This window comes from Paenibacillus sp. FSL R10-2778, from assembly GCF_038593035.1.
Lineage (GTDB): Bacteria > Bacillota > Bacilli > Paenibacillales > Paenibacillaceae > Paenibacillus_AQ > Paenibacillus_AQ odorifer.
On the sequence record NZ_CP151956.1, the window covers coordinates 1,673,983 to 1,696,143 of the forward strand.

Below are 22,161 nucleotides of genomic sequence, written 5' to 3' on the forward strand. Positions count from 1 at the left end.
AATAAGGATCAAAATAAAAGAGATCAACGATGAATAACATCGTTGATCTCTTTTTTATGAGGCTTACACAGTGCTGATAACTTCTATATCAAGCTTCTTTGGCAATGACTTTTTTGAGCTTCACCTTGGGTTCTTGCTCAGGGTCAGGCGCTTGCCCAACACGTTTAATAAAGAAAGATAGCAGCAGACCGAGGATACCAATTCCCACAATCACTAGATAGGAATCATTGATCCCTTGAATGGATGCTTCCATAATCATATGTTCCTGTGTTCCGTTCTGTGTACTGCCTGAGGCCAGCATATCCTTCATATGCGTTGTAGTACGGCTTGTCATTACGGTGACGAGCAGGGAAGTCCCAACGGCGCCAGCTACTTGTCGAATGGTATTCGAAATCGCTGTACCATGCGCACTAAGCTTGGCGGGGAGTTGATTTAGACCCAGAGTTTGTATAGGCATGAGGAGCAAAGCCATCCCGATCCGGCGGCCTGTTGACATGTATACCAGATACATGTAGCTGGTTGAGTCTGTTAAATTTACAAAGCTAAGAGTCGTTGCAATTGTAATCAGTAGACCGATAATAGCGAGCCATTTTGCCCCGAACCGGTCGAACAGCTTGCCGGTTACCGGCATCAACAATCCCATTACGAGTGCACCAGGAAGTAGCAACAAGCCGGACTCCATCGCTGTAAAACCGCGGGCATTCTGCAGGTACAAAGGTAGCAGCATCATATCTGCATACATTACGATTGTAACTGCGATACTGATGACAGTTGTTAAGGAGAACATATTGTATTTAAAGGCCCGGAGATCAAGCAGTGGATTTTGGGAAGCCAGCTGTCTCCAAGTAAACAAGCCAAGGGAAAGCACACCTGCTGCTAAAGACAATAACACTTCTGCGCTCGACCAACCCGCACTGGCAGCGCGGCTGAAGCCATACAGCAATGTTCCAAAACCGATGGTAGAAAGAGTAACGCTAACAATGTCCAACTTGGGAAAGATGCGTTCCGATACATTTTTTAAATAAATAAATCCGCATATGATTACAATGACGGTCAAAGGAATCATGCCATAAAACATAATCTCCCAAGAATAATGTTCCAAAATATATCCAGCCAGAGTAGGTCCAATCGCAGGTGCGAAAATAATGGCCAACCCTACCATCCCCATAGCAGCCCCTCTCTTTTCAGGAGGGAACAGGGTCAAGATGACATTCGTGAGCAGTGGCATGATAATCCCGGCACCAGCTGCCTGAATCATACGCCCGGTCAACAGAACAGGGAAGTTTGTCGCGACGGCCGATACGATCGTTCCAGCCAAAAATATAAACATAGAGGCTTGAAAAAGCTCTCGCGTCGTAAATCGTTGCATTAGATAAGCTGTAATCGGAATTAGAACACCATTAACCAGCATATACCCCGTTGTCAGCCACTGAGCTGTAGCCGCTGAGATATTAAAATCATGCATTAACTCCGGAACGGCAACGCTCATTACCGTTTGATTCAGTGTTGCAAGAAAGGCACCCAAAATCATAATGAATAAGATGGGGCCCTTTTTCACGGAACTGCTTGTTACTTCTCTCTTTGTACTCACTCCACTCCATCCTTTCAACTCGTCGATCATGGACTAAATTTACAGTGTGTTGTATAGTTTACAATGCATGAATTAGATTATAAATGAAATTTTCATGTAATCAAGCAACAATTTGCGAAAAAATGTAAAGTAGTTTACATTCTTTGTGAAAATGTAGTTTTTTCTTTTAAAAAAACAACAATTATCTAAAATATGTAGCTTACAATATGAAAGTGGAAGATTGGAGAGTAGAAGATGAATAACACAACGCAACGTACAGATCCCCGGGTACTTCGGACACGTCAATTGCTTAGAGATGCTGTAATTGAATTGCTTGAGGAAATGGATATTGAGAAAATATCCGTAAACCGTATTGCAGAGCGGGCTAAAATCAATCGTGTTACTTTTTATCTGCACTACCGGGATCTCCCGGATATGTTAGAAAAGATAGCGGATGAGATGGTGGAGGACATTCTACAAGTGGTGAACAACGATGGCAACCATGATGAATCGGTTGATGAAGAGAATCTGAGGATATTAGAGAGTCTGCTTAAGCATATTGCGGAAAATGCAAAATTCTACAAAGTCATACTCACATCGAAACGAAGCCCGATTTTTACAGATCGTCTGTTTAATTTGATGGCGGAAATCATTTCTGCACACCAGGAGAAAAAGGAGGGGGCCGTTGATCATTCAAAGGTACCGATACAAAAGGACATTGCCGTTTGGTACGGTTCAGCAGCTCTAATTGGCACGGTTATTTCTTGGCTCCGAGATGACATGCCCTATACGCCTGTGTATCTTGCCAGACAAATTAGTATGCTGCGTGCGAACTAGCAACGGATTCCGACTCATGACCGGAGAGGAATTAAATGATGAACACGGGCAAACACCCACGCATCGTTGCGCGGCTGTTTGCCCGTGTTTAGAGCAGGTAAATCACTGCACACTGAGATTATCCCAGTTGATTTGGAATTCCTTCAACATCCCTTCTTTGGTCAGCTTGCCGCCGAGATACCCTTGAATGCTGCTGGATAATTCCTGTGGCATCCCGTTCGGCAGGCGGGTCCAGTTCCAGGTCAGCGCTTGATCTTTATCGGTATAAGCCAGCACCTCAGCACCTAGTGCTCCAAGATCTTCTTCGGTTCCCTTAATGTTGTCGAGCGCAGGGATGAATTGGAATTCCTTAGTGATATATTTTTTTCCGGTCTCGGAGGTGACTAGCCAATTCAGGAAGACCTTGGCCTCCTCCTTAACGGGAGAGTTTTTATTGATAACCCAATTGCTGGGTACACCTACATAAAGCTTGTCGTTGTCTTCGGGAGTGTCGTCAATGGGCATGGGCAGGATGCCCAGGTTTAGATTGGGATCGATGCCGTCGATCTGTCCTTGTGTCCAGTTACCCTGCTGCATCATCGCAGCTTCTCCGCTCGCTAGCATAGTGACTTGTGTATTATAGTCGGTTGAGAGCGGGTTCTTATTGCCGTACTCAACAGTAAGGTCAAGTAGATCGATCCATTTGGAGAAAATAGGGTCTCCGGCGAAGGTTTTGGAACCGTCTGTAAGTCCGGCGATGAATGCCTCTGGATTAGGCTGCTGGGCGAAAGGCATGTTTACATTATGATTGCCAAGCACGAACCATTCTTGGTAACCATTCGCAAAAGGGGTGATGCCTGCCGCTTTTAACTTCTCGGAGGCTTCGCGTAGAGCGGTTAGCGTCAATGGCTTCTCAGTGATTCCGGCTTTTTTAAATAGATCCTTATTATAGATGAAGCCGTATCCTTCCAGATTCATCGGCATCCCATACAGCTTGCCATCTATAGTCATTTGTTCTGCTGCGAGTGGCTTTACATCCTTGGCCCAAGCTTCGCCGCTCAGATCCTCCAGATATTCCAGCCACATATCACGTTCATTGTTGCCGCCGATGGTAAAGATATCCGGTTCATCTCCGGAAGAGAATTTGGCACGCAACGAGGCGCCATAATCGGTCCCGCCACCCACGCTTTGCACCTCAAGCTTAATATCGGGATGTTCTTTCTCGAATTCGGTCTTGAGCGAAGCCAGCGCTTCAGATATTTCAACCTTGAACTGGTAGATGTGTACGGTTTTGACTCCATCTGCATTGTCGCTGCTGCGTCCGCAACCGGCTGTCAGGGCAGCCAGCAGCAGGGAGCATGCGAGGAGAATTCCACGTTTTGTTCTCATATTCATTCATCCTCTCTGGCTGAAAGTCACGTGTATCATTAGCCCTTCACGGAGCCTTGGGCAATACCTTCGATAATATATTTTTGCATCACTAGGAAAAAGATGACCACCGGCGTAATCCCGAGCACAAGTCCTGGAAGCGCCAAATCCCACTGCTTCGTATATTGTCCGAAAAAGCTATAAGTGGCAATAGGGATGGTGCGAAGCACCGGATCCTGCAGAATAAGCGATGGCATCAAGTAATCATTCCAGATCCACAGGGTATTCAGTATGATGACGGTGACGATAATCGGCTGCATAAGCGGAAGTACAATCCGGAAAAAGGTACCATAAGGACTGCTGCCATCTACTCTTGAGGCCTCCTCGATATCGAGAGGTACCGATTTAACGAAGCCGTGGAATAGAAAAACAGTCATCGGGGCGCCAAACCCAAGATATGCTAAAATCAAACCGGCGGTTGAATCCATGACGCCCAAACCGCTGACGACCTGTACCAGCGGGATCATGATAGATTGAAATGGAATAACCATGGCGGCTACTAATGCAATATAGAGCACACGGTTATACAAGCTGTTGTTGCGGACCATTTTGTAAGCGCACATAGAGCAGAGGAATGCTAGCAGAACATTACTAATCACCGTGATGATAAAAGAGTTCAGGAAGGCGCGAGGGAAATTGGTAGCTTTCCAAGCTTCCGCGTAGTTGCTCCACTGGAGCGCGGAAGGCAGCGCAGCAGAGTCAGAAAGTATTTCACTATAGCTTTTCACTGAATTAGCCAGTAAAAAGTAAAAGGGCACTAAAAATAGAAGTCCCAGCAGGATTACAATTACTTCGATGAGAAGCAGGGGGACATTAAATTTCTTGGCGGTAGTCTCCATTACTGCTCCACCTCTCTTTTCTTGGTTGCTCTAACCTGTAGTAGGGAGATCACGGCCACGATGACGAAGAAAACCATCGCTTTAGCCGAGCCCATTCCGAACCGGCTGATGGTATAGGCTTCATTGTAAATATTCAAGGCTACAGATTCGGTAGCTTTAAAGGGTCCACCCTTGGTCAGCGACAGGTTGAGGTCAAACAGCTTAAAGGACCAGGAGATAGATAGAAATAGACAAACAGTTACAGCGGGCATGACCAGTGGAAGAGTGACATGGCGCAAGGCCTGAAAACGTCCGGCTCCATCCACTTTGGACGCTTCAATTAGGCTTTGGGGAACATTGTTGATAGCAGAGATGTAAATCACCATCAGATATCCTGCATTTTGCCAGACAAATACGATAACAATCGCCCAGAATGCTGTCCCTCCGGTGCCTAGCCAGGGAAGATTAAAGAAGGACCAGCCGGTGGCCTGCCCGATAGAGGAGAATCCTCTGACAAAAATAAACTGCCAAATAAACCCGAGCAAAAGTCCGCCAATGACATGCGGTACAAAAAATACAGTTCTCAGGACATTACGTGTGAACAGTTTGCGCGTCAACACATAAGCGAGTGCGAAGCCAAGCAGATTGGTCAGCACTAGACCGAAGAAAGTGAACTTCGCCGTGAACCAGAATGAATTAAGAAAGGAAGGATCCTTGGTGAAAATATGTAGATAGTTCCGTAGTCCGGTCCACTCGACATGCCGCGAGATTCCGTTCCAACTGGTAAATGAATAATAGAGTCCCAAAAAGAAAGGAATCAGCACAATAATAAAGAAAAACAAGGAAGTTGGCCCGACAAAAATAAACTGCTGCATCAGGCGTGATCTTTTTCTATGGTCCATCGTTCCTCACCCCTTTTGTTAATTTAAACTTTTCATTCTATAACCGAATTGGTGATTAACCGAAACAAACAGTAATATAACGCACCAAGTATTCTTAACGAGTTGCGGCATCGGGAGAGGCCACAATGCCCTTGATAGCGCCGAAGTCGGCTGAGCTTTCTCTGGATAATTTTCATTGGCCCGGAGCGATTTCTTTTCGGGCTTGACAGTCTTTTCAAAGAATCGGTATGGTGGACTTGTCAGACAAATGGGAGGCAGGGTACATGTCAGGATGGCTGGGGAATCATTTTGTTACGCAGATTGGAATTTTGGTGAATGATGTTGAAAAGGTAAGCACGGCTTATGCGGAGTTTTTTGGACTGGAAAAGCCGAAAATTATCGTTACAGATACAGAAGATAAGGCGCAGACTCGGTATAATGGCGAGGCGACGGTGGCGCGGGGGAAGTTGGCTTTTTTTGATATGGGCTCCCTGCAGCTTGAACTGATTGAGCCAGACCAGCAGCCCAGTACGTGGCGTGATTATTTGAATGAGCATGGTGAGGGACCTCATCATATTGCTTTTGTGGTTGAAGGAATGAAGGAGAAGATTATGCTGCTCGAAGGCAAAGGGTTCCCACTCCAGCAAAAGGGCGAGTATACCGGGGGGCGTTATGCTTATATGGACACGTTCAAGGAGTTAAAGGTGATTGTGGAGCTGCTGGAGAACGATAAAGATAAAGGAGAGGATGTATAGTGAATATTCTAATTACTGGTGCCGGACGTGGACTAGGTTATGAGCTGGCGGCTGAGGCATTGAAGCGGGGGCATGGAGTCATTGCCGGGGTTCGCCGTCCCGATCAGGAACAAACAGCACTATCTCAGCTCGCTGCGACCTACGGGGAGAAGCTGACTGTGGCCCAGCTGGACGTGACGGATGAAGAAGGAATCGCGGCACTTGCTGCAAATCTGCAAGGACAAGGCCGGACGCTTGGTGCCATTATCAATAATGCGGCAGTACTGACTGCAAGGGACACACAGATTGAAGAGCTGGATTTCCAAGATATGCTTACCACGATGGATATTAATCTTTATGGACCGATGCGAGTGGTTAAGCATTTCTTGCCGCTACTCACTGAACCCGAGCTTTCGATCATCAACATATCGTCGGAAGCAGGCAGCATTACTAATGCTTATTCCGGAGACTATCCTTATTCCATCTCCAAAACGGCACTTAATATGTTCTCACAGCAGCTGCATGTATATTTAAAAGAACGCGGGGTACAAGTACTCGGCGTACATCCCGGCTGGATGCATACGGATATGGGCGGGGCAGAGGCGCCAACGAATCCAACCCAAAGTGCTGAGGGCATCATGGACTTGATCGAGAAGCGGACTACACCGGAAGGTCAATTCATGTTTGTAGACTATACGGGTAAGGATATGAAGATTTAATAAAGAGTGTTCTAACTAAAAGAGGTAACTCAATAGCCATACATGGCTTCTGAGTTACCTCTTTTTGATTTTTCTATATGCTTATTTATTTCTTAATCAATAAATAAGCGAAATAAGGTACGCCGGTCAACGCTACCATGATCCCAGCCGGGATGCCATCAGGGGAGACGAGATTGCGGCCAACGGTGTCCGCGATCAGAAGCAACCAGCCACCCAGCAATACTGCGACGGGAATAAACATCTGATTGCGCGGACCGACCAACGATTTCGCAATATGTGGTGCCATCAATCCGATAAAAGCGATTCCACCTGTTACGGATACCGCGGAGGCGGCAGCTGCGACGGCGACAAGAATCAGGACGATACGTTCCCGCTCCAGATTCAGACCGACACCAATGGCTGATACCTCACTCAGACTGAGCAGATTGAGTCGCAGCGATTTGTACAGGGTAAAGGGAACTAGCAGCAATAACCAAGGCAGTAAAGCCCAGATGAAGGGCCAATCTGTACCCCAAATATTCCCGGCAATCCATTTTGCGATAAAATCAACTTTGGCACGATCTGCGGATGAAATGATTACGATCATAACTCCCGACAGCGCTAGGGAAAATCCGACCCCGACCAAAACTAGCCGAATAGGATCAAGCCCTCTAGTCCGACTATATGAAAAAAGATAAATTAATGCTGCCGTAATTATAGCCCCTATAAAAGCAACCAGCGGCAACGCATAAATGAAGGTTCCAACGCTAACCGGGAAATAGAGAAAAAATAAAGCGACAGCCACACCTGCCCCCGAGTTAATCCCAATAATACCGGGGTCTGCTAGATCGTTTCGGGTAACGCTTTGCAGAATCGATCCAGATAAGGCTAAGGCCATTCCTGCCAGTAGCGTAATTAGAATTCGTGGCAATCTTACAGAAAATAATACAAAGTCCTCTTTAAAGGTTCCGTGACCGAAGAGAACGGGAAGCAGCCTGTCAAAAGACAGGGAAGAGTAGCCGATCCCCATACTGGCAATAGCCGTAAGCAGGATCAGTCCGGTGCATACCCACAGGATAAGACGTTGTTTTCGTACTGGAGCAGAGGAAATCATGAGAGTGTTTGACCTCCTTTACGAACAACGAACAAAAAGAAAGGCAGTCCTAGCATAGCCACGACAGCAACTATCGGCGTTTCATAAGGGGCATGGATTGTACGTCCAATGGTATCTGCAAGTAGCATGAAGGATGCCCCAGTGAATACTGAAATCGGCAGAATATAGCGGTAGTCGGTGCCGACTATTTTGCGGACAATATGCGGAATCATTAGCCCTACAAAAGCCATGTCCCCAATTAGAGCGACCGATGCGCCAGTCAGCAGAATAATGAGCGTGAACAGAATCCCTTTAACCAAAACAAGATTCTGTCCTAATCCGATCGCTACCTCGTCACTCAAGCTAAGAATAGTCAGCTGGTTAGAAAATATTAATGCCATCACGATCCCGATGAGGATCACAGGTGCAATGGCTTGAAGCTGGCCCCAAGTTGTGCCGATAAGCCCACCGGCAGTCCACATGGATACATCTTTGGATATCTTGAAGGCAATGCTGACACCACTTGCGATAGCATATAGGAATGCAGATACCGCAGCACCAGCGAGTACGATACGGATTGGAGACAAGCCACCTTGGCGCACGGAGCCGAGAATAAGAACCAGAACGGCTCCCAGAGCAGCGCCGAAGAAGCAAGCAATCATGGTACCAAAATAGTTCAGCCCCGGCATAAATACGAAGGTAAGCGCCAGTGCCATATTAGCTCCTGAAGTTAACCCCAGCAGGCCGGGATCGGCTAACGGATTGCGCGTAACGCCTTGCATAATAGCACCGGATACGGCAAAGGCGGCGCCGATCAGCATGGCGGCCAGTTCACGCGGCAGCCTGATCTCACGAAGAATGAGGACATTGTCTGCCGTTGAACTTGAAGTGATGGCAAGCCACAGATCATGGAGGGTGGTTTCTTTAGCCCCGAATAACATCGCGATCACGAGGCAAATAACCATTACCAGCACGCTACCAAGCAGCTTATAAAAGAATGGAATGGAAGTTTGCTTCGTAGTCATCTTTATTATTTTCCTAGAAAGCTTTTTTCAAAGAATTCCAGTTGATATTCTAAGCTAAGCGGATCGTTAAAATAGAATGCTTTGGCATCAGCTTCGTAAACATGATTATTTTTGACAGCAGGGATGCTCTTGTAGATTTCTGTATCCTGGAAGGAATTATCTTCATCCGCATTTTTACTGAAAATAACGTAATCGCCTAGATAATCCTTAAGCACTTCTGTTGAGAGGGCCACGTAACCATCTGTTTTGGTGCCTTCCTTTACTGTCTCCGGCATACCGAGCTTGAAGTCCCCATAGAGGAGTTCAGTTCCGCGGCCAAAGTTATACCCGTATACATACAATTGCTTATTGAAGGTTTCAATGACAGAGACAGTTGCATCCTCGCCGATCTTCGCTCTGATTTCCTCACCCGCTTTTTTGGTGCGGGCACTAAAGTCATCTACCCAAGCTTGGGCTTCTTTTTCTTTGTTCACCAATTTGCCGACTTCCAGCTGTTGGGTTAAGTAATCAACTTTATTATAAGTATAAGTAACCGTTGGTGCGATTTGCTTGAATTTATCGATGTTCTTAATATCGGAGAGACCGATAATCAGATCAGGCTGCAGCTCAATAATCTTCTCCAGACTTTCATCACTTACAGCTTCTACATCTTTCAATTGCTCTTCAAAGCGCGGATTGGTTTTGGACATTTCATCTACGCCTACAACAGGTACACCTAGTGCCATAACATTACCTGTTAAAAATCGAGTGAGGACAACGACACGCTGAGGATGTGTCGGAACTTCAACAGGTCCATTTTCCGATTCATAAGTAAAAGTCGCACTTTCTGACTCCGCAGCAGGAGCCGAGGATGGGCTATTTGTAGGACTAACCTCATTCTTCGCCTGATTTCCCCCACAAGCACTAAGGGCAAGCCCTAAAATAAGTACAAACGGAATAAATATCTTTCTCATTTAAATAATTCTCCCCTTTTAATGACTATGTTTCCGTGAATAATTCCATTATTTAATGAATCCCAGGCTGCGCCATAGATTGATTATGAGAATCATTCGCATTTGTAATCATTATAGGGATCACTTATGTGCCTAACCATGCCTTTTTGTTGGAAAAAAGACTTGGACTATTATTGGCCTTCGAATAATGCAACCGCACGTCCAAGCTGCAAACGAATGGAAACTGGATTATAAGGCACCCATTCATCCAGATTAAGCAGATGGATCTTCTTGTTCTGCACAGCAGAAAGCTGGTTCCAATAAGAGGAGTGGAAGATTTCTTCACTGTGTGCAGTGGAGCCTTTTGCGTCTGGAAATACAGTGACTAACAATCGGTCACCGGCATAAGCCTCCAGCTCAGAGACGTCAATCACAAGGGAATGAAACTGGTCGCCGAGTTTATTTATTTGATCCTCAATCAAGGCAGGAGCCTTGAGACCTAGCGATTGATAGATCACATACCCAACATTTCTTGCCCCGTATACGAGTAGTCCATCTGGTTTAATGACCAGAAGGGTTACAATCTCGTTAGCCACCGCGCTTTGCTGCACCACGGCCCGAGCTTCCAGCTCCTCTTGTTCAAAATCGTCCAGCCACTGCTCAGCACGTTCGCTACGGTGAATGGCACGGCCGATCAAGCGCAAGTGGTCTTTCCATCCTAGTTCCTGCCAAGAGATTTCAACAATAGGAGCGACCGCCCGCAGCTGCTCAGCGTTCAAGCCGAATTCTTCCAGATGTTGTGTGGCTGCAATAAGCAATTCAATGTTTGCTTCCAGTAATAACGCTTTTATCTGCTCAGCCGAGCTGTTCGTATGGATGAATTTCATAGACTGTGGTGGTTCCTGGTCAGAAAGATTTAAATACTCGCTGCTCTCTGAAATGGTAACTGCAGGTTCCAGGCCAAGCAGCAGCAAATGACTGGCATAGGGAGTGAGCATCACCGCTACACGTTGGAAAGGGATAAGATTATAGCCTGAAGGAGATGCGCCGGTCTGCTGCTTAAAGCGCCGACTAAGATAAAACTCATCCTTGTAGCCCACCTTTAAAGCAATTTCTCTTAGTGTGCTTGAACTATTAAGCAGTAGTTCCTTCGCTCTGTGAACTCTCAACCTGGACAGATATTCATTAGGGGTAAAGCCCGTAAATTGTTTGAATAGCGTTGAATAATGTGAACCGCTCACACCCGCAATTGCAGCTAATTGCTCACGTGATATTTTTTCACTGAAGTGATTCTCTAAGTATGTGATACTGCGTTCCATTGAGGGCAGCTCACTCACTTCAAATCTTGTTTCCTGCTGCTCCAGCAATTGAAGAAGGATCTGATGGAACAGGATCTGGTTCTGCACATGACGTATTTCACGATCTGGCAACCGGTGAAGATACAATTCCTTCATATTAGATACAATGGCTGGTTCATGAGGAAACAACAGCATATTTGAATTGGATGTCAGTTGGCTTGTCCGCGTCATAGCACTGGAGGGCAGTGCTCGTGTCTGTTCTTGAATCCGGATTGAAAGCTTATAAGCATGAAGCGGCTGCTGGCGATTTGTAATTAGTGAGGCGTAAGTATTCTCGGGGAGAAGGACGACAATGCCTTCCATTAGCTCATAAGTCTGATGATTGATCTCAAGCATACCCTTGCCAGCAGCAATAGCTAGTAGGACGGTTGAATGCTCATGAATCTGAAGTCTTGGCAGATTTGAGGTTCCATACATCGACTGAATACTATCAGCGGTATATAAAGGGAAATGGGACTCCGCCCATTCTGGGACTATGTTATTCAAATCTTAAGCCTCCGTTACCTATAATTCTATGAATGGTATTATATTCTTCACTTCTATGGGGCTAATTATAACATCTCTCGTTTGGGACAAGCCGCATAAATGACCACAAAGTAGAAGAGAAACTAATCTCCTAGATGAATCCATTGGTCCAAGAGTCCCTAAGGTCAAGCGAATATAAATACTACTATGATCCTTCATCCATTTTAAAAGAGGTGAATCTAAGATGAAAAGACAGGTGAAACCTAGTAGGAAAAGAAGACCTGCCTCCAGACTGCAGCCTAAACGTAGTTTAATTCTTAAAGCAAAAGCGCAAATCATTAACTTTGCGGTTATTGGTGATAGTCATGTGGGGTATGGAAACAGCTCAAGCATTTTTAGAAATCTTTTGCCTAAAGCTGTGAATAGCGGGAATAAGAGATTTTTTATTTTTGGAGGAGATAATACGCAAGCGGGAGCTAATCATGGAAATAATGCGAATGCTTACTACAAGGATTTCAAGGATACGGTAACAAGCACGCTTGGGAGTATTCCTTATAAAGCATCTATAGGAAATTGGGAGGCAAGCACACAGTCCTTATTCACACAATATTTAGGTGCTGTTGAGGGGCAAATGAATTTTCCGGGTACGCAGGGGAAGGTCAAGTATGTATGGCTTAATTGTGCGCTTGGACGGTTTACTCCGGGTAGTATAAATTTGTTGAGAAATTTAGATGATAGTTTTTATTATATTATAGATTTTCATTGGCCCCTCAAAGTAAGTGGGATTACGGTGGACCCAACCCATGTATTAAGCGCATCGGAGACGAATAAGTTTTTTTCATCCATTCCTACAAAAGTGAGAGATAAGGTGTTAGCTATTTTTACGCATCATGGACATCTGTTTTACCGAAAGCTTAGTAATATATATCCCGGTTACAACAAAACTAAATTTTTCGTATGTGGATGTTCTGGGGAATATAAATGCAAAACAAATGGTGATCGGGGTTATTACAATGCCACATTATCCATCAACGGGACAACATTTAATGTAGATGCTTTTAAGGTAGCGGTAACTTAGCAAAAACTAAGCTGAAGCTGATTTTCGGGAGAAACCGGGGTCAGCTTTAGTTTTGTTTAGCGAATAGTTAATAGAAACTCAACAATTCAGTCACAGGATAATAGTAAGCTAGCAGGATTATTTAATATATTTGTATAATAGTTTATATATGTATTAAATGAATCATATTGGAGGGCTACCGATGAGAGGGTTAGTATTTAATTCTTTAGAACAGGCGGGTGTCTCGGCTTTTGGTGTGGAGCGTATTCGTACAGCCGCCGCACAAATGGTTGAAGACAATATCACACCTGCGCAAGTTATTGTTGCTGCGAGAAAGGGGACGCTGCTGGTCCATCAAGCGAATGGAAAATTCGGACCTGAAGCAGACGCAGCAGATTTAACAGCGGATGCTATATTTCCACTCTGTTCCATCACAAAACTATTTACTGCAACCGCTATTATGATGTTAGTGGAACAAGGGAAAGTGGGCCTAAATAGGCCGGTTTCTGATTACATCCCCGAATTTACAGGGGAGAACAAAACAAAAGTATGCGTACATCATTTGTTGACACATACCTCTGGAATTGAGGTTAATGGCGGTTATGATGCACCACTAAGCCACGAGCCAGGTACTGTGATGTCTTACTGTGGATATGGTTATGAGCTGTTGGGTGAAATTATACGGCGAGTTAGTGGACAAGCTTATGATGTATTCGTAAAGGAAACTATTTTTAAACCGCTTGGAATGGAAAATACATATTATCGTGTGCCAATGGAAGTGCGGAACAGAGTAGTTAGACGTGCCCCTGAGGCAGCATGCGCGGAATGGGTAGACAGTGAATACAATTTGAATTCTGTATCTGCGGGGGGCGGCGCTTACTCAACGGCTATGGATTTGGCTGTTTTTGGCCAGATGTTCCTTAACGGCGGAATTTATAACGGAGTACGATTGCTTAGTCCGGTAACAGTAAAAGAAATGACCCGCAATCAAATTCCGGGCGTATCCTCACAATATAGAGACGAAGTTTTCCCTGAAGCATACTGGGGGTATGGATGGGCGATTAATGGCACGAAGCGTGACGGTGGAGATCTGCTCTCTGCAGATGCCTATTCACACTGGGGAGCGGCAGGTCCTTTCCTCTGTGTGGATCCGGTTTATCAGACAGTGACGGTTCATTTATCCGTAGAGCTGGATCACCAGAAGCCATTTAAAAATATGTATGTTGATTACTTCAACAATACTGTTCTTGCAGCAATCACAGAGCTGTGATGTCAGCTGCTATTTTCATATCCATTTTGAATTTTTGTTGTGTCTACTTTTCTTAAAGTATGTTTTCCCTATTTGTTCTAAATTGTTTAGGGGTGATTCCGGTATATTTCTTAAACACTTTGGTAAAGTAGCTCTGATCATTAAAATGTAGGCGTGAGGCGATGTCCGATAAGCTTATCTCTGGTACTTCTATTAGTCGTTTTGCCTCTTCAATCCGCTCCAATTGAATAAAATCGCTGATGGTGATGCCGGTCTCCTTCTTAAATAATAGGGAGAGATAACTTCTATTTAATCCTGCAACCTCAGCCAGTCTATCTAAGGAAAGTTCCTCATATAGGTGATTGAAAATATAGTTCTGACAGAGAGCCACGGTGCGCGACAGTTTCGCCATCCGGCTCTCTTTGACATGGTCTGCGAAATCGCAAAGGGCGTTAAGAACGGCATGATCTACAGCGGGAATATCTTTTAGTTCTTCGATATGCTGGATATGAAAGTCGCTTAGGGTATAAGAAATTTCCCAGTACAGCCCTCCATCTATAGCTGCACGTGTAGCAAGTGTAATACAAGAGATTGCCAGATTCTTTTTGTTACGTAATTGGCTCCTCTTGGAGAGAAGCCCGTAACTTTCTTCAGAGAACGAGGCTTGAACGCGTAGCAGATCAGTTTTATTGCCTTTTTTGACATAGTGAAAGAGATTTTTTTCTAGCATGGGCTCGTGGTGCAGCCACGTATTCTCACGGCGATAAGAAATATCCAAATCCAAACTGCCTGAGGGCAGTTGTTTATAGGCAAGAATGCGGGAGTCCAGCAGCAGTTCGCTAAGGGTCAAGGTTTTTCCAGTAACGAGCGAGTATAGCAGCATAGCGGTATGGTATAGTCTCATTTTATTTAACACGGTCAGGCTGCGGTAATAGTTAAGCCATTGCTCCTGAAACTTAAGCGGAACTTCATGATCACGCATCAGACTTGCCACACTATCCTCCGTAGGTTGAGCATACAATGAAGGGCCAATCACAATGCTTCCCTCGTTGCTCTTGTCTGAGGGTAGATGGAGAATAATGTAATTCTCTAGAAAATTTGTGGTACGAACGATGGGTATGGTAGAAGTCCGTCCATTGCCATTAGAGTTGTTTTCATGATTAAAAGATTTAGTAATTTCAGAAAGTGGCTCATTAAGGTTATGAACCCAAGGGGCGCACTCGAAGGAGGAAGGCATAGTAAATTCAATTTCCCGATTGGTGTCGAGCAGGAACACGGGAATTTGCTGTGACTCATACATCACTTTACAGATATACTGGACTCTTTCCTTATCCTCCAAATGATCTAACATGTTATGACCCCCTCGCCTAACAAGAATACCAAAAACACAATAATAATGCCATAAATCAAGCGTGAAGTATATTAAAATGGGGATAGTATACATTCAGAGGAGGCATTTTTATGAAAACCAAAATTCCTGAACTCATATCACAATTGACCCTTGAGGAGAAAGCGGGACTCTGTTCAGGGCTTGATTTCTGGCATACCAAGGGGATTGAACGACTCGGAATCCCTTCTTTGATGGTAACGGACGGACCCCATGGTTTACGCAAGCAAAAAGAGAGTGCCGATCACCTTGGGCTTCATAACAGTGTTCCCGCAACTTGCTTTCCTTCAGCATCAGGGTTGGCTTCTTCGTGGGATCGGGCACTAATTGAGCGAGTGGGGAAGGCGCTTGGTAAGGAGTGCCAGGCAGAAAACGTTGCTGTTCTGTTGGGACCGGGAACGAATATTAAACGCTCTCCACTGAACGGTCGTAACTTTGAATATTTCTCGGAAGACCCTTATCTTTCTGCGGAGATGGGGGGGAACCATATCAAAGGTGTGCAAAGCGAAGGAGTCGGCACCTCGCTTAAGCATTTTGCCGCCAATAATCAGGAACACCGGAGAATGTCGGTAGATGCCGTTATTGATGAACGGACGCTGCGGGAGATTTATCTGGCTAGCTTTGAAGGTGCAGTTAAGAACAGTCAACCTTGGAGCGTAATGTGTTCTTACAACCGGGTTAACGGTGAATACGCTTCTGAGAGTGAAACGCTTCTAACGCGGATTCTTAGAGAGGAATGGGGTTTCGAAGGATTTGTAGTTTCGGATTGGGGTGCGGTCAATGAGCGAGTGAAGGCGCTTCAAGCAGGGCTGGAGCTGGAAATGCCGTCAACGGGAGGACTTGGCGATGCCAAGATTGTCGCAGCCGTGCAAAGTGGGGAACTAGCTGAAGAAACGTTAGACCTTGCGGTGGAGCGGCTGCTCACTTTTATTTTTAAGGCGGTAGACAATCGTAAAGATAATACTTCATTTAATGCTGAAGAGCATCACCAACTGGCACGGAAAGTGGCGAGGGAAAGCATGGTGCTTCTTAGAAATGAGGAGGAAGTTCTACCCTTATCTAAACAAGGTACTATTGCGATCATTGGGGAATTTGCTAAAAATCCGCGTTATCAAGGTGGGGGAAGCTCGCATGTGAATCCAACTCAATTGGATGATGCTTTTGAAGAGATGAGAGGTCTTGCGGGGTCTGCTGAGCTGCTATATGCCCAAGGATATGAACTGGAGCATGATGAGATTAATGAGGTTTTGCTGCAAGAGGCACGAGAAACAGCAGCAAAAGGTGATGTAGCGGTGTTGTTCCTTGGACTGCCGGATAATTATGAGTCAGAGGGTTATGATCGCAGCCACTTGTCTCTTCCAGAGAGCCATAAAGCGCTGATAGATGTGGTAGCTGAGGTGCAGAGTAATATCGTTGTTGTACTCAGTAATGGCTCACCTGTAGAGATGCCTTGGATTGATAAAACAAAAGGAGTCCTTGAGGGTTATCTAGGTGGGCAGGCGTTTGGGGGTGCCGTAGCAGATTTATTGTTTGGAGAGGTCAGCCCAAGCGGTAAACTGGCAGAGACGTTCCCCATGAAGCTGAGCGACAATCCATCCTTTCTTAATTTCCCGGGGGAAGGGGATAAGGTAGAGTATAAGGAAGGTTTGTTCGTAGGTTATCGTTATTATGATAAAAAAGAGATAAAACCGCTGTTTCCTTTCGGCTTTGGTCTCAGCTACACAGAGTTTCAATACAGTCATTTAACAATTTCCAAGAGCAGCATAAAGGACACCGAGACTGTTCAGGTTAAGGCTATTGTTAAAAATACGGGCACTCGCGCAGGAAAAGAAATCGTTCAGCTCTATGTTAGTGATGTGGAGAGCAGCGTGAACCGTCCACTGAAGGAACTAAAAGGCTTCCAGAAGCTAGAGCTTCAGCCTGAAGAAGAGCAGGAGGTAACCTTTGAGTTAGATAAACGCTCCTTTGCTTATTACAACGTTAACATGGGTGATTGGCATGTGGAAAGTGGAGATTTTGAAATTGCTATTGGCTCATCATCGCGGGATATTCGTCTGACAACTTGTATCGGAGTAGAATCGACCAATCCGCTTACGATGCGTTATCATCGGAATAGTACGATTGGTGATTTGCTGGATAATCCACGGACAGCGGAAAAAGTGAAGAAATTCAGCAGTGTTTTTGGCTTAGAGGGTGCGATGGATGATAACCCGGAAATGTACATGGCGATGATGAAATATATGCCGCTGCGGGCAATGATCGGTTTTGGCCAAGGGAAATACACGGAAGAAGATTTAGCCAAGGATCTGCAAGAATTTAATACATTGGCTACTAAGTAGAAGTAAGCCAGTGGCACATATTAGTCCTATCTAATATGTGTCACTGGTCTTATTTGTGTAAATTTCTTGTCTGGATACCGTTACCCATAAACTCGATAGGTGTGCCTCAACGTTTCCTTGAAGGAAATCCGTAATCTTTAGCGCGCCACGCTACTAGCAGCGCAAGAATCAATAGTATAAACATTACCCACGGGAAGGAGCGGACACCAAGTGTTTCAATAAGAATTCCGCCTATCACTCCGCCACCGCCGATAGCTAGGTTCCATGCCGTCACCAGCATCGATTGGGCCACATCTGCACTTTCGCCAGCGGTTTCGGCAACGGCTGTCTGTAGCAAAGTAGCTGCTCCTCCGAACGTCAACCCCCATACACCAACCACTAAATAGATCACTATGGGCTGGCTGCTACTAATGCCTAGTACAATGGATGACAAGGCAAAAGCAGCTAGGCTGATCAGAACCAATGGACGCAGTTTGCGGTCGATCAAAATACCGATGACCCAGATGCCAACAAGCGCTGTAATGCCGAAAACAAGCAATACCAAGTCAACCCGCTGGGTTAGCCCGGCCTGAGTAAGATAGGGGGCAATATAGGTATACAAGATGTTGTGTGCTAGTACCCATACCAGAACGACAAACAATACCGGCCGTACCCCCGGAATAACAAAAACCTTGTAGAGAGGGAGCCGTTTATCAGGGGCTTCTCCTGGATAGTCCGGTAGCTTCCAAAATACCCAAGCGATCAGCATGAGAGCTAATAGCGACATGAACCCGAAGATAGAGCGCCAGCCTACAAGGGTGCCAAGAAGGGTTCCAGCAGGGACACCGAGTGCCAGAGCGAGAGGTGTGCCTACCATCGCTACCGCCATTGCTCGTCCCTTGAGTGACTCCGGCACCATGCGCCGGGCGTAACTTGCTATCATGCCCCATAAGACTCCAGCGGATACGCCGGCGAAGAACCGAGCTGTTAGCGTAAGTATATAATTGGAAGAAAAAGTGGTGACGGTGTTGAATATGAGAAAACCAAGGATGCACATTAGTAGCAGTGGTCGCCGCCGCCATCCACGCGTCACGGTAGTTAAGGGAATCGCGGCCAACAGGGAACCAAGAGCATACAAAGTGACAAGTTGACCGGCAAGGGCCTCGGAGACACCAAGCCCCTCACCTATTTGGAGCAACAAGCCTGCCGGAATCGTTTCGGTAAGAATACAGATAAACCCCGTCATAGCTAAGGCAAGTAATCCAGCCCATGGCAGACGTTCAGAAGAGGGAGTGCTGGAGGCACTTTGTGTGGCAGAAGATGTGTTTTGGCTCATAGAGAAGCCCCTCTCTTATATAATTTTAGCAAACTCAATGATATAGACGACGAATAGGGTCTACTGGACAGAGAGCCTAGGCTGGTTCATTCCGGACCCAGGCTTCTTGTGTTCATGCTCTATTTATTACGTCTATCATAAATGGCATCACAAAGGTCTACAGTAAACTGACCCGACATGCCTTCCAATGCGGTATTAGTGAAAGCGACGACACTGAGGCGTTGCTTGGGATCTACGAACCACGAATGACCATAAGTACCCCCCATGCGCCAAGTACCCGGAGATTCTGGAGTGTCTGCGGCGACAGGATCCTTTAGTACCGTAATGCCTAGGCCAAAGCCTCGTCCTGGCCAGAAGGCCATTGGCAGATCACCGATCTGGTTGGTCGTCATATCGTGAACCAGTGACTCCGGTAGCAGCGGCGCTCCGCCCTTACGTAATGTTTCCAGCAGTTGCAAAAAATCTCCGGCGCTGCCGACCATGCCAGCTCCTCCAGAAGGATAGGCAGTAGTGTCAAGTGCTCGGCTAGGGGCAAGCAGGAACCCAGCCGTTCCCTCCACAAAGGCAATACTGTCAGGATCAAGTAAGGGCCGTGGCTCTGGAGTATCATTGGCATAGGAAGTGGCCAGCCGTTCTCGATCGACTGCAATAAAACCCGTGTCGCTCATGCCAAGCGGCTTGGTTACGAGTGAATGTACAGCCTCACTGAGCGGTGTTTCTGTGACCTTTGCAATTACTGCTCCCAGCACATCTGTCGCGATGGAATATTTCCACTCGGTACCTGGCGGATAAAGGAGGGGGACAGAGGCAAGACGGCGCAGGTTCTCTTCCAACGTGATGCCGGACTGATCCATACCATCTGATACCCCTGCTGACTGATAGGAACCCTTCTCTTCTTGGAAAAATCGGTAAGACAGGCCTGCGGTGTGCGTCATCAAATGACGAATCGCTAAGGAAGCGAACTCGCCATTCTGCAAACGCGGCTGAAACTCTGGAAGCCAACGATCAACGCGGTCGTCCAGTTGTAGACGACCTTGCGCAACTAATACTAGGGCTGCCGTTGAAACGATAGGTTTAGTAACTGAAGCGAGCCGGAATAAGGCATCTTCTCGCATGAGTCGGCCTAGCTCGCGGTCGGCAAAACCGGCAGCACGGCTATAAACCAGTTCCCCATCTATCGCCACTCTAATGACAGCACCGACCAAGCGCTTGTCAGCGTGGGTTCGATCGATTACTCTATCGATGCGATCTGATAAACATTCTGTAATTATTTTATTTGAATCCAATATACTCAACGGTCTTCATCCCTTCGGAATAGTTAAAGTCAAGAACACTTTACTATTGTAGGGTTATTATATATAACAAGTTATCTTGATTACATAAGGCAACTAAGCTAAATTAGCTTTATAACGGTTAATTACAATCTAGTTAATATAGAAAACCTTAAATTTAAAGGAGGCGATTTTGATGGACCATGTTGATAAGCAAATTCTTTTCCATCTTCAAAATCAAGCAAGAATTTCTATGACAGAGCTGGGCAAATGTGTCGGTTTATCGCAACCTGCGGTTACGGAGAGAGTTAGGCGTATGGAGGAAAAAGGCATCATCAGCGAATATCGCACCATAATTTCTCCTGAAAAGATTGGGAAACAAGCAGCTGCCTACATGTTATTTCATTCTAGGGATTGTAATGCATTCCTTGATTTCTGCCGCTCAAGTCCTGATGTCGTCGAATGTTACCGTATAAGTGGGGAACACAACTACTTATTGAAGGTAGTAACCGACTCTACACGAGCCCTCGAGGAGTTCGGAAATCAATGTGACAAATACGGTACTTACACGATTCTGATCGTGATGTCATCACCAATCGATCATAAATTTCTTATACCCTCGCTTGAAGAAGCAAGCCTAAACTTGCTGAGTTAGATTTTAAACATAATCCGTTAGCCTGTCGTAACAAAAAAAAGACTCTTCTATATAAATAGAGGAGTCTTTTTGGTTTGGATACTGTCCTTCCATAAACGGGTTAGAACAATGGTTAGTCTAGACCAACTATAAAATGAATTAAGTAGCCAAGCTAATGCCAGCATCGCCTAGTTTCCAACGGCAGGTCATTATCAGCTTCTCACCCTCCAGTTCGGCTGTCAGCGTGCCACCCATTTTATTCATTAGACTTTTGGCGATGGAGAGACCCAGCCCGGAAGCTTGAGAAGATCGGGTACGGTCTGCGGTATAGAATCGGTCAAATAAGAGGTTAATATCGCTTCCGACTAGTTCCTTCGCATCGTTTACTATTGTTAAGTCAGCTGTTTCCTGCTGTCGTTCGAAATGGATTTCTACATACCCGGTCGCATGTTTGACCGTATTGACAAGTAAATTTTCGACAACTCTCCGCACAGCGGATTCATCGGCGTATACGGATACATTTTCCTCAGGTAGCCGTATATCCGGTGTAATATTGCGTTCGTTGAAAGAATCGTAAAATCCGACCAGAATTTCCGAGAGCAGGGCCGTCATCCCAAGCTTTTCCGTATGTAGAGGATAATCTAGCGATTCGATCAAGGAAAGCTCAAAAAAATCATTCAGCAGCGCCTGTAGCCGTTTCGTCCGATTTTTAACGATGGCAACATATTCAAGCTTTTCATCAGGGGTAATAGACTCATCCTCCAACAGTTGAATATAACCGAAGATGGAGGTGAGGGGTGTACGGATATCATGGGAGATATTCGCCACAGCCTGACGGAATTCTTGTTCGACACGTTTTCGCTGGGCGTCCGCTTCGACGATTAAATCAGATTGACGATTGATTTGTCCTGCAAGCGCCTCAAGCTTCTGGTCGAATAGAGCCACATCAATTTTTTTACCGGTTGCTCGCTCATTGTAGGTATGCAATTGCCCTGTTATCCGCCCTAGCTCTCGCCTTAACATCAACAAACGAAAAAGCAGGAGAGCTCCTGCCACAAACAATATGATTGTCAGAATAAGCAACACTCTCC

At 45.7% G+C, this 22,161-nt stretch carries 19 protein-coding genes; 7 read left to right on the forward strand and 12 right to left on the reverse strand.

Going from position 1 to position 22,161, the window contains the following annotated elements; genetic code table 11:
- Positions 1–88 precede the first annotated feature (88 nt).
- Positions 89–1,531, reverse strand: a complete 1,443-nt coding sequence (locus tag NST40_RS07280; RefSeq protein WP_256719091.1) for a DHA2 family efflux MFS transporter permease subunit — start codon at positions 1,529–1,531, stop codon at positions 89–91.
- Between the two features lie 294 nt (positions 1,532–1,825).
- Here NST40_RS07280 and NST40_RS07285 point away from each other — a divergent pair, with 294 nt between their 5' ends.
- Positions 1,826–2,407 (forward strand): TetR/AcrR family transcriptional regulator, encoded by a 582-nt coding sequence (locus tag NST40_RS07285; RefSeq protein ID WP_076220677.1) that lies wholly within the window; start codon positions 1,826–1,828, stop codon positions 2,405–2,407.
- A gap of 102 nt (positions 2,408–2,509) precedes the next feature.
- On the opposite strand, the gene NST40_RS07290 is transcribed toward NST40_RS07285, so the two are convergent.
- Genes NST40_RS07290 through NST40_RS07300 form a run of 3 tightly spaced genes read right to left on the reverse strand, consistent with a single transcriptional unit; the run spans position 2,510 to position 5,534 of the window.
- Positions 2,510–3,775 carry an ABC transporter substrate-binding protein gene (locus tag NST40_RS07290; protein ID WP_342410550.1) on the reverse strand — a complete coding sequence of 422 codons (1,266 nt, stop codon included), beginning with the start codon at positions 3,773–3,775 and terminating at the stop codon, positions 2,510–2,512.
- Between the two features lie 38 nt (positions 3,776–3,813).
- Positions 3,814–4,653 carry a carbohydrate ABC transporter permease gene (locus NST40_RS07295; RefSeq protein ID WP_076141188.1) on the reverse strand — a complete coding sequence of 280 codons (840 nt, stop codon included), beginning with the start codon at positions 4,651–4,653 and terminating at the stop codon, positions 3,814–3,816.
- The gene (locus NST40_RS07300; RefSeq protein WP_342410551.1) at positions 4,653–5,534 is read right to left on the reverse strand and encodes a sugar ABC transporter permease; all 882 of its coding nucleotides are present in this window, start codon (positions 5,532–5,534) and stop codon (positions 4,653–4,655) included. The genes NST40_RS07295 and NST40_RS07300 overlap by 1 nt, the downstream gene beginning before the upstream one ends.
- A gap of 263 nt (positions 5,535–5,797) precedes the next feature.
- On the opposite strand from NST40_RS07300, the gene NST40_RS07305 reads away from it, so the two are divergent.
- On the forward strand, positions 5,798–6,268 hold the full coding sequence (locus NST40_RS07305) for a VOC family protein (protein WP_076277864.1): 471 nt from the start codon (positions 5,798–5,800) through the stop codon (positions 6,266–6,268).
- Complete coding sequence (locus tag NST40_RS07310) at positions 6,268–6,966, forward strand: SDR family oxidoreductase (RefSeq protein WP_076193447.1); 699 nt, start codon at positions 6,268–6,270, stop codon at positions 6,964–6,966. The genes NST40_RS07305 and NST40_RS07310 overlap by 1 nt, the downstream gene beginning before the upstream one ends.
- 85 nt (positions 6,967–7,051) lie before the next feature.
- Here the strand turns inward: NST40_RS07310 and NST40_RS07315 are convergent, their stop codons facing one another.
- The 4 genes from NST40_RS07315 to NST40_RS07330 all read right to left on the reverse strand — a co-directional run bounded on the left by NST40_RS07315 (position 7,052) and on the right by NST40_RS07330 (position 11,839).
- Positions 7,052–8,059 (reverse strand): iron ABC transporter permease, encoded by a 1,008-nt coding sequence (locus tag NST40_RS07315; RefSeq protein ID WP_342410552.1) that lies wholly within the window; start codon positions 8,057–8,059, stop codon positions 7,052–7,054.
- Positions 8,056–9,063: an iron ABC transporter permease gene (locus tag NST40_RS07320; RefSeq protein WP_076220362.1), complete on the reverse strand. Its 1,008-nt coding sequence runs from the start codon at positions 9,061–9,063 to the stop codon at positions 8,056–8,058. The genes NST40_RS07315 and NST40_RS07320 overlap by 4 nt, the downstream gene beginning before the upstream one ends.
- Positions 9,064–9,068: 5 nt before the next feature.
- Positions 9,069–10,016, reverse strand: coding sequence for an iron-hydroxamate ABC transporter substrate-binding protein (locus NST40_RS07325; protein WP_076220363.1), 948 nt, complete (start codon positions 10,014–10,016; stop codon positions 9,069–9,071).
- 170 nt (positions 10,017–10,186) lie between these two features.
- A complete protein-coding gene (locus tag NST40_RS07330; protein WP_076277860.1) occupies positions 10,187–11,839 on the reverse strand; it encodes an AraC family transcriptional regulator in 1,653 nt (550 codons plus the stop codon).
- Positions 11,840–12,062: 223 nt separating this feature from the next.
- On the opposite strand from NST40_RS07330, the gene NST40_RS07335 reads away from it, so the two are divergent.
- Together NST40_RS07335 and NST40_RS07340 are read left to right on the forward strand one after the other, a co-directional pair.
- Positions 12,063–12,896 (forward strand): metallophosphoesterase, encoded by an 834-nt coding sequence (locus tag NST40_RS07335; RefSeq protein ID WP_076277859.1) that lies wholly within the window; start codon positions 12,063–12,065, stop codon positions 12,894–12,896.
- Positions 12,897–13,077: 181 nt separating this feature from the next.
- The gene (locus tag NST40_RS07340) at positions 13,078–14,145 is read left to right on the forward strand and encodes a serine hydrolase domain-containing protein (RefSeq protein WP_076277858.1); all 1,068 of its coding nucleotides are present in this window, start codon (positions 13,078–13,080) and stop codon (positions 14,143–14,145) included.
- 52 nt (positions 14,146–14,197) lie between these two features.
- Here the strand turns inward: NST40_RS07340 and NST40_RS07345 are convergent, their stop codons facing one another.
- Entirely contained in the window at positions 14,198–15,475 is a 1,278-nt protein-coding gene (locus NST40_RS07345) for an AraC family transcriptional regulator (protein ID WP_076277857.1), read from the reverse strand.
- A gap of 110 nt (positions 15,476–15,585) precedes the next feature.
- Here NST40_RS07345 and NST40_RS07350 point away from each other — a divergent pair, with 110 nt between their 5' ends.
- Positions 15,586–17,850 (forward strand): glycoside hydrolase family 3 C-terminal domain-containing protein, encoded by a 2,265-nt coding sequence (locus NST40_RS07350; protein WP_342410553.1) that lies wholly within the window; start codon positions 15,586–15,588, stop codon positions 17,848–17,850.
- Between the two features lie 106 nt (positions 17,851–17,956).
- On the opposite strand, the gene NST40_RS07355 is transcribed toward NST40_RS07350, so the two are convergent.
- Together NST40_RS07355 and NST40_RS07360 are read right to left on the reverse strand one after the other, a co-directional pair.
- The gene (locus NST40_RS07355) at positions 17,957–19,165 is read right to left on the reverse strand and encodes an MFS transporter (protein ID WP_076220450.1); all 1,209 of its coding nucleotides are present in this window, start codon (positions 19,163–19,165) and stop codon (positions 17,957–17,959) included.
- 119 nt (positions 19,166–19,284) lie between these two features.
- Entirely contained in the window at positions 19,285–20,460 is a 1,176-nt protein-coding gene (locus NST40_RS07360; RefSeq protein WP_342410554.1) for a serine hydrolase domain-containing protein, read from the reverse strand.
- 172 nt (positions 20,461–20,632) lie between these two features.
- Here NST40_RS07360 and NST40_RS07365 point away from each other — a divergent pair, with 172 nt between their 5' ends.
- Positions 20,633–21,091 carry an Lrp/AsnC family transcriptional regulator gene (locus tag NST40_RS07365; protein WP_076185318.1) on the forward strand — a complete coding sequence of 153 codons (459 nt, stop codon included), beginning with the start codon at positions 20,633–20,635 and terminating at the stop codon, positions 21,089–21,091.
- Between the two features lie 138 nt (positions 21,092–21,229).
- Here NST40_RS07365 and NST40_RS07370 read toward each other — a convergent pair whose 3' ends face one another.
- Complete coding sequence (locus tag NST40_RS07370) at positions 21,230–22,156, reverse strand: HAMP domain-containing sensor histidine kinase (RefSeq protein WP_256719089.1); 927 nt, start codon at positions 22,154–22,156, stop codon at positions 21,230–21,232.
- Positions 22,157–22,161: the final 5 nt, after the last annotated feature.